Source organism: Gilliamella sp. N-G2 (genome assembly GCF_002142215.1).
Taxonomy (GTDB): domain Bacteria; phylum Pseudomonadota; class Gammaproteobacteria; order Enterobacterales; family Orbaceae; genus Gilliamella.
This window is the reverse complement of sequence record NZ_NAST01000005.1, coordinates 19,957-34,609: the sequence shown is the minus strand read 5'-3', so window position 1 is coordinate 34,609 and position 14,653 is coordinate 19,957. Positions and strand designations below refer to the sequence as shown.

General features: G+C 33.7%; 14 protein-coding genes. 11 read left to right on the top strand and 3 right to left on the bottom strand.

What is annotated here, in order from left to right; genetic code table 11:
• Nucleotides 1-524: 524 nt before the first annotated feature.
• The 5 genes from galE to relA all read left to right on the top strand — a co-directional run bounded on the left by galE (nucleotide 525) and on the right by relA (nucleotide 6,939).
• The gene (gene galE, locus B6C99_RS03770; RefSeq protein WP_086358613.1) at nucleotides 525-1,541 is read left to right on the top strand and encodes a UDP-glucose 4-epimerase GalE; all 1,017 of its coding nucleotides are present in this window, start codon (nucleotides 525-527) and stop codon (nucleotides 1,539-1,541) included.
• A gap of 45 nt (nucleotides 1,542-1,586) precedes the next feature.
• On the top strand, nucleotides 1,587-2,636 hold the full coding sequence (gene galT / locus B6C99_RS03765) for a galactose-1-phosphate uridylyltransferase (RefSeq protein WP_086358612.1): 1,050 nt from the start codon (nucleotides 1,587-1,589) through the stop codon (nucleotides 2,634-2,636).
• A gap of 203 nt (nucleotides 2,637-2,839) precedes the next feature.
• Nucleotides 2,840-3,328, top strand: a complete 489-nt coding sequence (gene coaD, locus B6C99_RS03760; protein ID WP_086358611.1) for a pantetheine-phosphate adenylyltransferase — start codon at nucleotides 2,840-2,842, stop codon at nucleotides 3,326-3,328.
• A gap of 15 nt (nucleotides 3,329-3,343) precedes the next feature.
• Nucleotides 3,344-4,675: a 23S rRNA (uracil(1939)-C(5))-methyltransferase RlmD gene (gene rlmD, locus B6C99_RS03755; RefSeq protein WP_086358610.1), complete on the top strand. Its 1,332-nt coding sequence runs from the start codon at nucleotides 3,344-3,346 to the stop codon at nucleotides 4,673-4,675.
• A 5-nt stretch (nucleotides 4,676-4,680) separates the two neighbouring features.
• Nucleotides 4,681-6,939, top strand: coding sequence for a GTP diphosphokinase (gene relA / locus B6C99_RS03750; RefSeq protein ID WP_086358609.1), 2,259 nt, complete (start codon nucleotides 4,681-4,683; stop codon nucleotides 6,937-6,939).
• Between the two features lie 45 nt (nucleotides 6,940-6,984).
• Here relA and folA read toward each other — a convergent pair whose 3' ends face one another.
• Nucleotides 6,985-7,485, bottom strand: coding sequence for a type 3 dihydrofolate reductase (gene folA, locus B6C99_RS03745; protein ID WP_086358608.1), 501 nt, complete (start codon nucleotides 7,483-7,485; stop codon nucleotides 6,985-6,987).
• A 10-nt stretch (nucleotides 7,486-7,495) separates the two neighbouring features.
• A complete protein-coding gene (locus B6C99_RS03740) occupies nucleotides 7,496-8,560 on the bottom strand; it encodes an MJ1255/VC2487 family glycosyltransferase (RefSeq protein WP_158092434.1) in 1,065 nt (354 codons plus the stop codon).
• Between the two features lie 281 nt (nucleotides 8,561-8,841).
• Between B6C99_RS03740 and B6C99_RS03735 the strand changes: the two genes are divergently transcribed.
• Complete coding sequence (locus B6C99_RS03735) at nucleotides 8,842-9,183, top strand: hypothetical protein (RefSeq protein WP_158092433.1); 342 nt, start codon at nucleotides 8,842-8,844, stop codon at nucleotides 9,181-9,183.
• A 130-nt stretch (nucleotides 9,184-9,313) separates the two neighbouring features.
• Entirely contained in the window at nucleotides 9,314-10,855 is a 1,542-nt protein-coding gene (locus tag B6C99_RS03730) for a multicopper oxidase family protein (protein WP_086358605.1), read from the top strand.
• A gap of 82 nt (nucleotides 10,856-10,937) precedes the next feature.
• On the opposite strand, the gene B6C99_RS03725 is transcribed toward B6C99_RS03730, so the two are convergent.
• Complete coding sequence (locus B6C99_RS03725) at nucleotides 10,938-11,693, bottom strand: DeoR/GlpR family DNA-binding transcription regulator (protein ID WP_086358604.1); 756 nt, start codon at nucleotides 11,691-11,693, stop codon at nucleotides 10,938-10,940.
• Between the two features lie 275 nt (nucleotides 11,694-11,968).
• On the opposite strand from B6C99_RS03725, the gene B6C99_RS03720 reads away from it, so the two are divergent.
• From B6C99_RS03720 to B6C99_RS03705, 4 genes are read left to right on the top strand one after another with little or no spacing between them, the layout of a single operon-like run.
• Nucleotides 11,969-12,493 (top strand): RpiB/LacA/LacB family sugar-phosphate isomerase, encoded by a 525-nt coding sequence (locus tag B6C99_RS03720; RefSeq protein WP_086358603.1) that lies wholly within the window; start codon nucleotides 11,969-11,971, stop codon nucleotides 12,491-12,493.
• Between the two features lie 15 nt (nucleotides 12,494-12,508).
• Nucleotides 12,509-13,879, top strand: coding sequence for a PTS galactitol transporter subunit IIC (locus B6C99_RS03715; RefSeq protein ID WP_086358602.1), 1,371 nt, complete (start codon nucleotides 12,509-12,511; stop codon nucleotides 13,877-13,879).
• Entirely contained in the window at nucleotides 13,876-14,160 is a 285-nt protein-coding gene (locus B6C99_RS03710) for a PTS sugar transporter subunit IIB (protein ID WP_086358601.1), read from the top strand. Before B6C99_RS03715 ends, B6C99_RS03710 begins: the two co-directional genes overlap by 4 nt.
• Before the next feature lie 14 nt (nucleotides 14,161-14,174).
• Nucleotides 14,175-14,624 carry a PTS sugar transporter subunit IIA gene (locus tag B6C99_RS03705; protein WP_086358600.1) on the top strand — a complete coding sequence of 150 codons (450 nt, stop codon included), beginning with the start codon at nucleotides 14,175-14,177 and terminating at the stop codon, nucleotides 14,622-14,624.
• Nucleotides 14,625-14,653 lie beyond the last annotated feature (29 nt).

The window sequence follows — 14,653 nt, the reverse complement described above, 5'->3', positions numbered from 1 at the left end:
TTACTAATACTTTTTAATTAATTTCATAAAATGAATTTGAATATCTTTTAGTTTTAGTTGATTATTTCATCTATTTTTTCTTCAGTTTTTTTTCGCTAATTGCTATCAAATTTTAAACTATTCTCTCAATGAGAATACTATGCTTAACTCTAGAAAATTTACCGATTAAAATCGTAATACTAAAAAAAACCTATGTATTTAACCTTACTATTACTGTTAAAAACATTCAAATATATCACTAATCATTTTCAGTTACGCTGAGTAATAACTGTATACATGACAACTGTTTGTATTGCAAAATAACTATCTGTCATGTTTAATTAAACTATTATGGATTCATCTATGTTAATATTGGTTTTGTAAAGGGTTATTTAATACTAGGCGAAATTAGAGTCAGCTTTGGATTGAACTCATCCCTAATATTATCAGATTGAGAGTTTCAAGCTTTATTCAAAACTAATTTAATTAATGAGATAATTAATCTAAATCCAATAAACGTAATTAGCATAAATTAAGGTATTAAGATGAAAATATTAGTCACTGGTGGTTGTGGATATATTGGCAGTCATACTTGCGTTCAATTAATTCTTTCTGGTTATACTCCGATTGTGGTTGATAACTTATTCAATAGTAAAGCTTCGGTTTTAGAAAGAATACAAACTATTACTGGACAATCAGTTGAGTTCTATCATGGCGATGTTTGTGATGCTAAGTTACTGACAAAAATCTTTAATGAACATGACATTAAAGCCGTTATTCACTTCGCTGGCTTAAAAGCAGTGGGCGAATCAGTATATAAACCACTTGAATATTATGAAAATAATGTCTATGGCACTATTGTTTTAATGAAAGCGATGCGTGAAGCTGGAGTTAAACAATTAGTGTTTAGCTCCTCAGCTACCGTTTATGGTGAATTAGCTCCCGTTCCTTATGTCGAAACATTACCACAAGGATTACCGACTAGCCCATATGGTAAAAGTAAACTGATGGTCGAACAATGCATAATGGATTTAGCGGTTGCTGAACCTGATTGGTCTCTTACCTTATTGCGTTATTTTAATCCAGTTGGTGCTCACCCTAGTGGTTTAATGGGGGAAGATCCACTCGGTATCCCTAATAATTTAATGCCATATATTACCCAAGTAGCAATTGGAAAACGAGACTCTTTATCTGTTTTTGGTGATGATTATCCCACAGCGGATGGAACTTGTGTTCGTGACTTTATTCATGTCATCGATTTGGCTGATGGTCATATTGCAGCACTCAAAGCCGATCAAAATAAAGTTGGAATACATATCTATAATTTAGGTTCAGGAATTGGTTTCAGTGTCCTACAAGTGATAAAAGCCTTTGAAAAAGCTTCAGGAAAACCACTTAATTGGCATTTTGCACCAAGACGTGCTGGTGATTTAGCTGCATTTTGGGCAGATACAAAGAAAGCAGAACAACAATTAGGCTGGAAAACTAAATTAACCCTTGATGATATGGTAAAAGATTCATGGAATTGGCAATCTAGCAATCCTCAAGGCTATCCTGATTAATTAATGTTTGGCAAATAATAGGAAAATAACCAATAAGAGACATAAATGTATATTTTTAACCCAGTAGACCATCCACACCGTCGATATAACCCATTAACCGATCAATGGGTATTAGTTTCGCCACATAGGGCAAAACGCCCTTGGCAAGGTCAACAAGAGACAATAAATGAGGAACAAAAACCTTATTATGATGCGAATTGTTTTTTATGTCCGGGAAATAAACGTGTAACCGATGATATCAATCCTAATTATACGGGAACCTTTGTCTTTACTAATGATTTTGCCGCGTTAATGCAAGATACACCTGACTCCCCTATTAGTCATGACCCGTTATTCCAAATGCAAAGTGCCAAAGGTACAAGCCGAGTTATCTGTTTTTCTCCCGATCATAGTAAAACGTTACCCGAACTAAATTTATCAGCCATTGAAGAAGTGATAAAAACTTGGATCTCCTTACAACAAGAATTAGGGAAAAATTATCCATGGGTACAAATTTTTGAAAATAAAGGGGCAGCTATGGGCTGTTCCAATCCGCATCCTCACGGGCAAATTTGGGCAAATAGTTTTATCCCGAATGAGATTGCTCGAGAAGATTTTAATATGTGTAACTATTTTCAAAAGTATGGGCGAAATTTGTTAGTTGATTATGTACAAAAAGAGTTAATCAATCAACAGCGTATTGTTGTTGAAACTGAACATTGGTTAGCTGTAGTTCCATTTTGGGCTGTCTGGCCATTTGAAACACTATTGTTACCGAAAAAACATATTCCTAGATTGACTGATTTAACTCAATCAGAACAAAAAGATTTAGCTATAGCCTTAAAAAAATTAACTTGTCGCTACGATAATTTGTTTAATTGCTCTTTTCCTTATTCTATGGGGTGGCATAGTGCACCATTTAGTAATGATAATACAGATTATTGGCAAGTACATGCTCATTTTTATCCCCCATTATTACGTTCAGCCAGTATTAAAAAATTTATGGTCGGTTATGAGATGCTTGCAGAAGCGCAACGAGATCTAACGCCAGAACAAGCTGCAGAAAGATTGCGCGACCTTAGTGATGTACACTATAAAGATAAACCTAACGAATAACGAATAACGAATATTTTATAGTTAAAAATTGGACATAAAACAGCTAACATTTACGTTATCCTCAATATTTTTTATCACTACAAAAAATTTGAGGAAAGGGATTTTTTGAGGATAAAAAATCGAAGATTTTACATAGTTAACCTAACAATCTAGGTTAAAATTAGGTATGATATTCCCCTATTCACTAATGGATATTAAGATAAATGAAAAGCAAATCGCTCACAGCAATTTTTCCGGGAACATTTGATCCAATCACCAATGGTCATATCGACCTAATTACCCGCGCATCGCAATTGTTTCCCCGTTTAATTGTAGCTATAGCGCAAAATCCAAATAAAAAAACGCTGTTTACTTTAGAAGAACGAGTAAACTTAGCCTCAACATCGGTTGAACACTTATTGAATGTGGAAGTGATTGGCTTTGATAATCTTATGGCTGATTTCGCCCAAAAACATGCGGCGACAGTGATAGTCAGAGGAGTGAGAACAACTCACGATTTTGAATACGAAAGACAATTAGCTGAAATGAATCGAGCATTAAAACCTGATTTAGATACTATCTTCTTAATGCCATCTATTGCAATGGGATTTATTTCATCAACCATTGTTAAAGATGTTGCTTTCCATGGTGGAGACATCTCTAATTTAGTACCTTTACATGTCAAAACAGAGTTACTAAAACGGTTAACATAACTTCAATTTATTAATATGGTTAATTTTTACACCCCGACAAAAAAGAAGCTTACTGCACAAAAATTGACAGTTACTATCACTAATTTAGATGCCTTTGGTCAAGGCGTGACAAATCATAAAGGTAAAACAATTTTTGTAAAATCAGCGTTACCTGATGAAACAGTTGATATCCAATTAACTGATGATAAAAAAAATTATGCTAAAGCAAAAGTTATAAAATACCACAATTATAGCCAACAGCGAGTCACACCAAAATGTAAATACTATACAAAATGTGGAGGCTGTGAATTACAACATATTTCATCAAATTTACAGCAACAAGCTAAATATGAAGCATTGATCAAACTTTTACAGAAAGAAGCTGGGGCGGAGTTCGACTATAAAGACAATTCACCTAATATCATTGCCGACCAACCATATCATTATCGTAGGAGAGCTAGATTATCAATTAATTTAGTTAAAGGTGAATTATTAATCGGCTTTAGGCAGGCAGAATCAAACCAAATTATAAATATAGAACACTGTCCGGTATTAGTTGAACAATTAGATAAATTATTAATGCCATTACAGTCTTGTTTAAGACAAATTAAACAAAAAAAATCGCTTGGACATATTGAATTAATTGCCGTCGATAGTGGCATTATCCTTGTGTTAAGACACACCATGCCACTAACAGAGCAAGATAGCATTTTATTAAAACAATTCGCTGAAGCTCACAATATTTCACTCTATTTTCATGGTCATGACCTGATTCATATCAGTGGCACCACTGAACATTATTATCTGATTAATCATCTAAAATTAACTTTCAGTCCACTCGATTTTATACAAGTTAATAGTCAAATTAATCAAAAGATGATTGATAAAGCCTTAGAATGGTTAGATATAACTTCAGATGATAAAATACTCGACCTATTTTGTGGTATGGGTAATTTCTCATTACCTATGGCAATAAAAAGTCAATCAGTCACGGGTATTGAAGGTGTAGATGCTCTGGTTGAAAAAGCCAAGATCAATGCTAAACTAAATAAAGATAAAATTGGTGCTAAAACTCAGTTTTTCACCTGTAATTTAGAAGATAAACAACAATTTTCAATATGGAATCAGTCAAAATTTGACAAAGTATTATTAGATCCAGCTAGAGCCGGTGCTTATAATGCTACAGCAGAAATTGTTAAGATATCACCTACAAAAATAGTTTATATTTCGTGCAATCCTGCTACATTGGCTAGGGACTGCAAGCTATTTATTGAGGAAGGATACAACATTGTAAAAGTTGCTATTTTGGATATGTTTCCACAAACTAAGCACATTGAATCAATGTTGATGTTAACTAAATCAGGATAATAATTATGGTATCAATTAGAGGCGCCCATCAACAAAATGACGAACATTACACGCTCGCACAATTTGATGTTGAACGATGGGCTAAACAAGAACTATTATTAACCAATATTGAATCTTATCAAAAATTTAAAGATATTTGGGATTTTTGTTTTGAGCATAGTGCTGGTGAACCAGAGCAAATCTATTGCTTCCAAAATGCAATTGAAATGGTTGAAATTTTATCAACCTTAAATATGGATATTAATAGTTTAGCTACAGCCCTTTTACTACCTTTCTTTGATACTAAAATTATCTGCCGTGAAGATCTACCGGAAAATTTTGACCGTGAAATAATTCATATTCTTTCTAGTGTTGTCAAAATGAAAGATATTAGACAACTACGTGCTATCCGTAATGGTCATGCAACAAACGAACAAATTGATAGTATTCGTCGTATGTTACTCGCGATGGTTAATGATTTCCGTAGTGTAGTCATTAAACTAGCTGAGCGTATTACTTATTTACGAAATTTGATGCATGCGCCAAAAGAAGATCAAGTGCTAGCTGCTAAAGAGTGTTTTAATATCTATGCTCCCTTAGCTAATCGACTCGGTATTGGTCAATTAAAATGGGAGCTTGAAGATTTCTGTTTCCGTTATTTACATCCTGACCAATATCGTTTTATTGCCTATAAATTACATGAGAAACGTCTAGATCGCGAATCATATATCAATCAATTTGTTAAAGATTTACAGGATATGATGAATAAAGATCATATTCGTGCCGAAGTTTACGGTCGCCCTAAACATATCTATAGCATATGGCGAAAAATGGAACGTAAACATCTACAATTTGAAGATTTATATGATATTCGAGCGGTACGCATCATCTGTGATCGAATCGAAGACTGTTACAATGCTTTAGGTATCGTACATAGCCATTATAAACATATTGCAAAAGAATTTGATGACTATGTTGCCAATCCAAAACCCAATGGATATCAATCAATTCATACCGTGGTTTATGGCCCAAATGATAAAACTATTGAAATTCAAATACGTACCGAACAAATGCACAATGATGCTGAATTAGGTGTAGCAGCACATTGGAAATACAAAGAAGGCAGTACAGATAAAATGACTGCCTATGATCAGCGCATTTCTTGGCTACGTAAATTATTAACTTGGCAACAAGAGATGTCAGAAAGTGGTGAAATTCAAGAAACTGTGCGTAGTCAAATTTTTGATGATCGCGTTTATGTATTTACACCAAAAGGTGATGTTGTTGACTTGCCTGCCGGTTCAACACCATTAGATTTTGCTTATCACATTCATAGTGATGTTGGTCACCGTTGTATCGGCGCTAAAGTTGCGGGCCGCATAGTACCGTTTACCTATATATTAAAAACGGGCGATCAAGTTGAAATTATCACCCAAAAACAACCTAATCCAAGCCGCGATTGGCTAAATCCAAATACTGGATTTGTAAATAGCAGCCGCGCACGAGCAAAAATACAAGCTTGGTTTAAAAAACAAGATCGAGATAAAAATATAGCTGCTGGTCAACAAATTTTAGAAAATGAATTAGAACCGTTAAATATTAGCCTAAAAAGTGTCGAAAAGATTCTGATTAGTAAATATAACGCCCATTCGTTTGACGAAGTATTAGCTGGGATAGGTAGTGGAGATGTTAGAATTAACCAACTGGTTAATTTTATTAATGCCCAATTTAATAAGCCAACGGCTGAAGAGGAAGATGAAGCTGTTCTTAAACAGATCACCCAAAAATCAACCTCTCAAGCCAAAAATACCAATAAAATATCATCGATAAAAGGTGGTGAAATTATTATTGAAGGTGTAGATAATTTACTCTACACCATTGCTAATTGTTGTCGCCCTATCCCCGGTGATCCAATTGTCGGTTTTGTTACCCAAGGACGAGGTATTTCAATCCATCGTTCAGACTGTGAACAGTTGCAAGAGCTAAAAAATCATGCTCCAGAACGAATCACCAGTGCGGTATGGAGTGGTAATCATAACGCAAGTTATACGATGGTCATTCGCATCATAGCTAGTGATAGAAGTGGTTTATTGCGAGACATAACAACAATTTTAGCTAATGAAAAAGTAAATGTTTTAGGTGTTTCGAGTCGCATAGATATGAAACAACAAATTGCAACGATTGATATGGATATGCAAATTTTTGATCAGGACTCTCTTGAAAGAGTTATGAATAAAATTAAACAACTTTCTGACGTGCTGGAAGCAAAACGCTTACAAGCATAATAATTCGGTTGCCGCTAGTATGTGAGTGGCAACCTTATCTATTGATTAACTTCGCTGTAAAATCTCAAATTGGTAATCATAACAATTTTTATCATCCGCTTTATGATTTTCTGAATAAATTTGTTGCCATGATGTTTGTAAATAATCAGGAAAATAAGTATCGCCAGTCAATTTGGCATCAATATGAGTTAAATAAAGTCGATTAACTAAAGGTAATACCTGTTGGTAAATATTACCACCGCCTATAATAAAGGCTTCTTCTACTTGTTGTTGATTAATAATTGATATTGCCTCATCAATCGATTTAACCCAACTAACATTAGGATTAATTGACGTATTACTCTCTGCCTGTCGACTGATGACAATGTTGTGGCGATTAGGCAATGGCCGACCAATAGATTCAAACGTTTTACGCCCCATAATCACCGGTTTATTTAATGTATTTTTTTTAAACCACGCTAAATCTGCAGGCATGTGCCATGGCATTTGATTGTTCATACCAATCACACGATTATCAGCCATTGCAACAATTATACTTAATATCATTGTAGTTCCTTTATACATAACCTAAAGATTTAATGCGTTCACTAACATTACTCGGAAATTTAGTCTGCGACCACAGTCTTTGGCTTAAAGAAAGTAATGTCTCTTTTTGACCTGAAACAATCCAATTCGCTAATTCAGTCGCCACATCAGGATAAATAATAGCTTTAGGTGACGGTAGACCAAGCCAGTATTTCAACTTCATATTATTTAAATGTTCCATAACGGTTGCCATGTCTAAAGACTGCAAACATTGGGCATTGTAAACTTGTTCAAATTGACCTGCTACTGGTTTAGTTAAAATCTTTTTACCCAAAGATAACGCTTCTGAAATTAAAGCAAATCCGGTATTTGAAATAATACCAGAACAACTTAGTAGAGCTTGAGTAAAATTATCTCGACTTAGCGGTTGTAATAAAATATTAGCGCGTGCAGAAGATTGTTTTATTTCAGGGTGAAAACAACTGAATTGATATTGCGAAAATTGACTTAATAATCCAGTAATTTCAGTTAAATCTTCAAAAGGCAAATAAACGACAATTTTACCATCTTCAGTTGGTGGTGTAGCAAATGAATCAATCATTGGCGGAACCAATTTATGACCAAAATGGAACCAATGTAAACCAATAGGTTGTGTAACTGGAGCATAGTATTTCATAATCACATTTGCTATCGTGCCATATTCTTTAGGCTTGAGATATTGGCAAACAGACTGATTACTGATACCTAAACATTCTCGATTTTGATGATGTGCAGCCCAGGCACTAACCGGTTCAAAGTCACTAATAATACAGTCATATGCAGATAAATCTAAATCACGAACATCTTTAATTAATCTAAAAGCCCGAATTCTTTGGATAGTTTTACGAAAATTGATTTTGCCATTAAGCGTAGCAAATGAAAGACCACCAAATGTTCGGTAGTTGCCAAAAGCTTGCATATCAAAATAATCTTTAGGATCGCGACCACTTAAAATATAGTCAACATCCGCTCCAGCCTTTTTTAACGCTTTGGCTAATGTTCGACAACGACTGATATGGCCATTTCCTGTTCCTTGTACTCCAAAAAGAATTTTCATATCGCTATTATTCATAATGTTTTTTATGCGAATATGATACCAGAACCAATTATATTTGGCTTATATATTTTTATGATCATCTTGTACTAAATAACCATTAATATACCAATTATTGTTGATGTTACAGATTGAAAGATTGGCGATTATTAGCAATTGAAGTTGAATAAAACTTCCACTTGTCAAAATAGTATAAATTTAGTGTTTTCTCTAGTAAAATAAATACAAGGTTTGCTAGATTAATTGCGTGATCAACAATGTCATTAGCCATAAACAAAAAGAAAATGAATATTTTAATTATATCGACAATCTTTTTGTTTTTTTATTCTATTTGGCATGTTTCACTCATTATGTCCAAACCTTGTACTGTTCATCATTCACCTAGCTTACAATCTTTAAGGGTGAACGCAAATCATCACTCTCCAGTAATTGATTTGCCGACTTCTAAATCAACAAAACCTTTTATTAGTGAATCAGTTAATCATTGTTTTGCTTGTGGCATAGCTATTGCTAATTATAGCGTTAATATTGATTATCCGATTTACCGTGAACAATATCTACCAACAAATTTTATTCCTGAATATAAAGAATTTATTCCTGAGTTAAAACCACCAAAAATTAGCTAATTTACGCTCTGTTAAATATTAGTAATAAATACTGGAAATCAATAACACGTTAGCTTGCTGAACGACTAGACGAGTTTGGAGAGCTAACGACTAGTTATTATTTAACTAAATAAATGATTATAGGAATACTATGAAACGCCGAAATTTTATAATGAATATTACCGCTGCCGTTGGTGGTTTAATTGCAACTAAAGCCATTGCCAAATTGGATCATTCATCAATGTCTGACATGGTTTGTGATGTTAAATCTGATAATTGTGATAAGGGGGACAACATGCACGATCATATGAATATGAATATGAACAACAAACAACCACAAAAACTATTATCTACTTCAGCACTACCAAAAGGTCATGATTTACCCAAATTCCAGCTGTTAAAAAATAGTAGTCATCAATCAGGTATATTTGAAGCTACTATTGAAGCCAAACCTGTAAAAATTGCATTAACGCCTGATATCACTACAGAATTTTGGGCTTACAATGATTCAATACCTGGGCCACTTATTGAAGTTTATGAAGGTGATAAAGTCAAATTGACAGTAAAAAATAGGCTGTCCCAATCAACAACGGTGCACTGGCATGGTTTACTTGTGCCATCAAATCAAGATGGTAATCCACAAGATGAAATACCTGCAGGCAGTGAACGTATTTACGAATTTACCATTCCCGAAGGCAGTGCAGGTACCTATTGGTATCATCCTCATGGTCATAACACCGTTGCTGAACAAGTCGCTAGAGGATTAGCGGGAGTATTTATAGTTCGTAGTAAAAAAGACCCTTTAGAATCTTTACCGGAACTAAATTGGTTTTTCTCAGATCTGAAACTGACAGACAAAGGAGAAATTGCCGATAACTCAATGACTGATTGGATGAATGGTCGAGAAGGACAATTTGTATTAATTAATGGTGGTTATCGTCCAAAAATGAAAGTTAATACTGCAACACGTGTTCGTGTTTGGAATGCCTGTTCTGGACGTTATCTTAACCTTTCAATTCCAGGTTGTGATGTCTTTTTAGTGGGTAGTGATGGTGGATTAATGCCTGAACCAATTTCCCTTGAAAAGCCACTATTATTATCACCTGCCGAACGCGCAGAATTAGTAATTTTACCCAAACAAACCGGTACGGTTTACTTACAATCAATTGGTTATGATCGCGGTAAAATGGGAAATGTACCACCAGAACAAGATATAATACTTGCTGAATTAGAGCTACAACAAGCAAATTCGATTGTTTTACCTTCGCCATTACGAACTCTACCTAAAATTGGTGAAGCAAAAGCGCATAAAACGCTTGAATATACAGAGGTCATGGACAAAAACGAACCAAGAGGTGGCATGCTGTTTTTAATTAATGGCAAACGCCATGATATGAAACGAATTGATCTAGAAAGTAAAATCCATGATGTTGAGGAGTGGACAATATTTAATAATTCACATATGGATCATAATTTCCATATTCATGGTACACAATTCACGGTTGTATCGCATGAATTTGATGGTAAAAAATATCCACCAGAATATGTTGCATTAAAAGATACCATCAATTTACGTCCTCACGAAAAAATCACCATAAAAATTCAACAAAATATGCCAGGATTACGCATGTATCATTGCCATATTGTTGAACATGAAACACTCGGTATGATGGGACAATTAATGGTTAAATAATTCTAATAAATTCTCTCCCTTCTCTTAACAGTTGCATAAAGATAAGGGAGATTTTCATTGTTTATAGAAAGCCGCAAAATTTTTAACACAAAATAACTTTAGTTTCAGTTTCTAATTTCAAAACTTGAGCCGGATCAGCTAACTTATTAGTAATTAATGCCGTTATTTCATTCCAATCACAAATTTTATACAGACTTTTTCTATTAAATTTTGTGTAATCACCTAAAATATACTTTTTTTCAGCATGAGAAATAACGGCCTTATCGATATAAGCATCGGAAGATGAAGGACTGGAAGGGCCTGTTAAATTACTAAAACCATCTGTGCCTAAAAAGCATATATCAACCTGAATTTCATTAATCATAGATAATGTCCAACCACCATAAACAGATGAGCTTTTATTACGTAGTTCACCACCAAATAAGAAAACTTGGTTATCTGATGAAATAAGAGCATTGGCAACAGGTAATGAATCGGTAAAGATCTTAAATCCAGAACGATACATTAATAATTTAGCTAATTCTAATGTTGTGCTACCTGTTCCGATAATCATAGAACAATTATCAGGCAGTAATGTTAATGCTTTTTGAGCAATACTTTTCTTTAAGCTAGCGTTTTCCTTTTCTCTAATTTGGAATGGATGTTCAATAGCGCCTTGTTTAAGTGTTGCCCCACCATGACATTTGACTAGATATCCTTTTTTTTCTAAATCGGATAAATCTTTACGGATTGTTTCATAAGTAACTTGGTATTTACGAGCTAATTCACTCACATATACAGTCCCAGCAGTTATCAATTCTTCTAAAATTAATTCTCGTCTTTCATTCATTAATTGCATTGTTCACAATCTCAAATATTGATTTAGATATTACTAACCATTTCTGATTATTACCAATATTTTACCAAAAAGTCCACATGATTCATTAATAACTCATCATATGCCTCATTATCTCAATATAAATAACAAATAATAAAAAATCAATTAAAATTGGTTTATATTGGTTTTTTTAATATTAAAAATCAATATCTTATTATTTTTGTGATCAAGATCACATTGACTTACCAATAAAAACCAATTATAAAATAATTATTAATTTAATTGAGGGAAAAAAAATGAAAACAAAAATTGCTATAGCCTGTGATGATTTAGGATTTGAATATAAAGAAGAAATAAAAAAATATTTAATTAATGAAAAAAATGCCGATATTGTTTATGACCCAGTAAAAGTTAAGGCAGACGGCATCAATACTTATGCCAAATTAGCTGATGAAATGTCAATTTTGATCCAGAAAGATGTTTGTCGTTTAGGAATATATATTTGTGGAACAGGTATTGGTTTTACCTGCCAAGCTAACAAACACTGGGGCATACGTGCTGTTGCTGTAACTAATCCATATTCAGCTAAACGAGCCAGATTAAGCAATAATGCACAAATCATTGGACTAGGTTGTCGCGTTAATGGACTTGAGTATACCAAAATGATTATAGACGCGTGGTACGACCAACCATTTGATTTTACTACTGCACGTGAAAATTCGAAGAAAAACTTGCTTGAAGCTGAGCATAACGATAATGCGTTATTGGTCAAACCAGCTCATATTGCTTGGAATATGGGGTTTAGAGCCAATGAGGAATGATAAAAGGAGTCACTTATGGAATTAATTACACAATTTATCAATGATTTAGGGAATTTTATTTTTATTCCTATAATATTTTTAATATTAATGGCTGCGCTCGGAAGGCCTATTTCTGAATGTATTGCTTCTGCAATGAAAGTCGGTATTGGCTTTATCGCATTAAGTATGACAATTAAATTTATGTTAGATAAAATGGCTCCTGCTGTTACAGGACTCGCCGAAAGCACAGGATCTTCACTCAGTGCAATTGACGTTGGTGGTGCAGCAACTGCTGTAATGGGATTTGGCTCAAGTATGGGGCCAATAATTATTCCACTATGTGTTGCAGTTAATGTTTTATTACTTATACTAAAAATCACTGATTGTGTGAATGTCGATGTTTTTAATTTACACCAAAATGCATCAATGGGTGCAATCGTAGGTGTTTATTCAGGTAGTTTCTTATATGGTGTATTAACAGCTGCACTATTTCACGTTTGGGCATTAATTGCTGCTGATCTAGGCGCAAAAAATAATGAAAAATTTTTTAACCTTCCTGAAGGTGTCTCAATTTCACATCCCGTCGCAAACACTTACCTTATTTTTGCTTATCCATTTAACTGGATTTATGATCGTATTCCGGGCTTTAGAAATATAACTGTTACAGCCGATACCATTCAAAAACGTTTTGGTGTTCTTGGCGATCCAACTATAGTCGGCTTTATTATTGGGGTATTACTTGGTTTTTGTGGTTACTCTTGGGAAAGTCCATATCACACCATCATTTCAAGCGTACAATTAGGCATGTACTTAGCGGCAGTAATGTTATTGTTACCACGTATGACATCAATTATGATGGAAGGTTTAGTGCCATTATCAAATGTAGCAAGAAAAAAACTAGTTAAACGTTTTCCTAATCGAGATATTACCGTCGGAATGGATACTGCATTGATTGTCGGTAACCCTTCCGTTATTGCTCCTGCTTTATTACTGATTCCTATTATTGTCATTTTAGCGGTTATTTTACCAGGTAATAAAGTTATGCCTTTAGGTGATTTATCACAATTTGTCTTCTTTATTGCTTGTATGGTTCCTGTATTCAAAGGCAATATTATCCGTACATGGGTTACATCAATATTTTTATTTGGAGGTGGATTATATATTGCCTCATGGATGACACCTGCAACTAACGAAGTATTCCAAGCATTTGGTTCTAACCCTGATGCATCTGTAATGTATACCTCATTAAATCCATCAGCAAATCCATTTACTGGTCTATTCGCAGCAACTAGTCATGTGGGAATATTTGGTTACATATTAATTGGCTTAATTTTGCTATCAGTAGGCTATCTATTAAAGAAGAAAGAAAAAAATTCAAAAAATAATACAAGTGAGGTTTCAAAATGAAAAAAATATTAGTGGTATGTGGTAATGGCATTGCTTCTTCATCAATCATGGTTTCAATTTTGCAAGATTATTTGAAAGAACAGCATATTGAAGCTCAAGTAGATAAATCATCACTTATGGCTTGCAATGCTGATATTTTTAATAGTTATGATTTAGTTGTTTCATCAACAAAAATTGATAATCCAGATATAACTACCAAGGTTATTGTTGGAGCTGGTTTACTAACAGGTATTGGAGAAGATGCCATTTTTGAAGCTGTTAAACAAAGCTTAACTCAATAATTAGGAATTTAACCATGCACATTTTAGTTCATGATTTAGATCAAAAAATTACAACTTATCAAGATGCTATATTAGAGTCAGGTTCATATTTATTAGAAAAAAATTATATTACACCTGACTATATTTCAGCGTGTATCAATCGAGAAAAGCAATATCCAACTGGATTACTGATGAATAATGGTATAGGGATTGCTATACCACATGCTAATTATCAATTAGTTAAATCAGATTCAATTAGTTTGGTACGCTCAACAAAAGGAGTAATTTTCGGTCAAATGGAGGATGCCAACTTAATGGTATCTTGCCAACTAATTTTTAATTTAGCATTGGCAACAAGTGATCAACATTTATCAATACTCAAACGTCTATTTACTTTATTTCAAGATGAGTCTTTTGTGAATAAATGTCAACAATCTAATTGCCAACAAACTCAAGAATTAATCATTCAACAGTTAAATATTTAGTATACATTTTATAATCGAAAAATAGCATT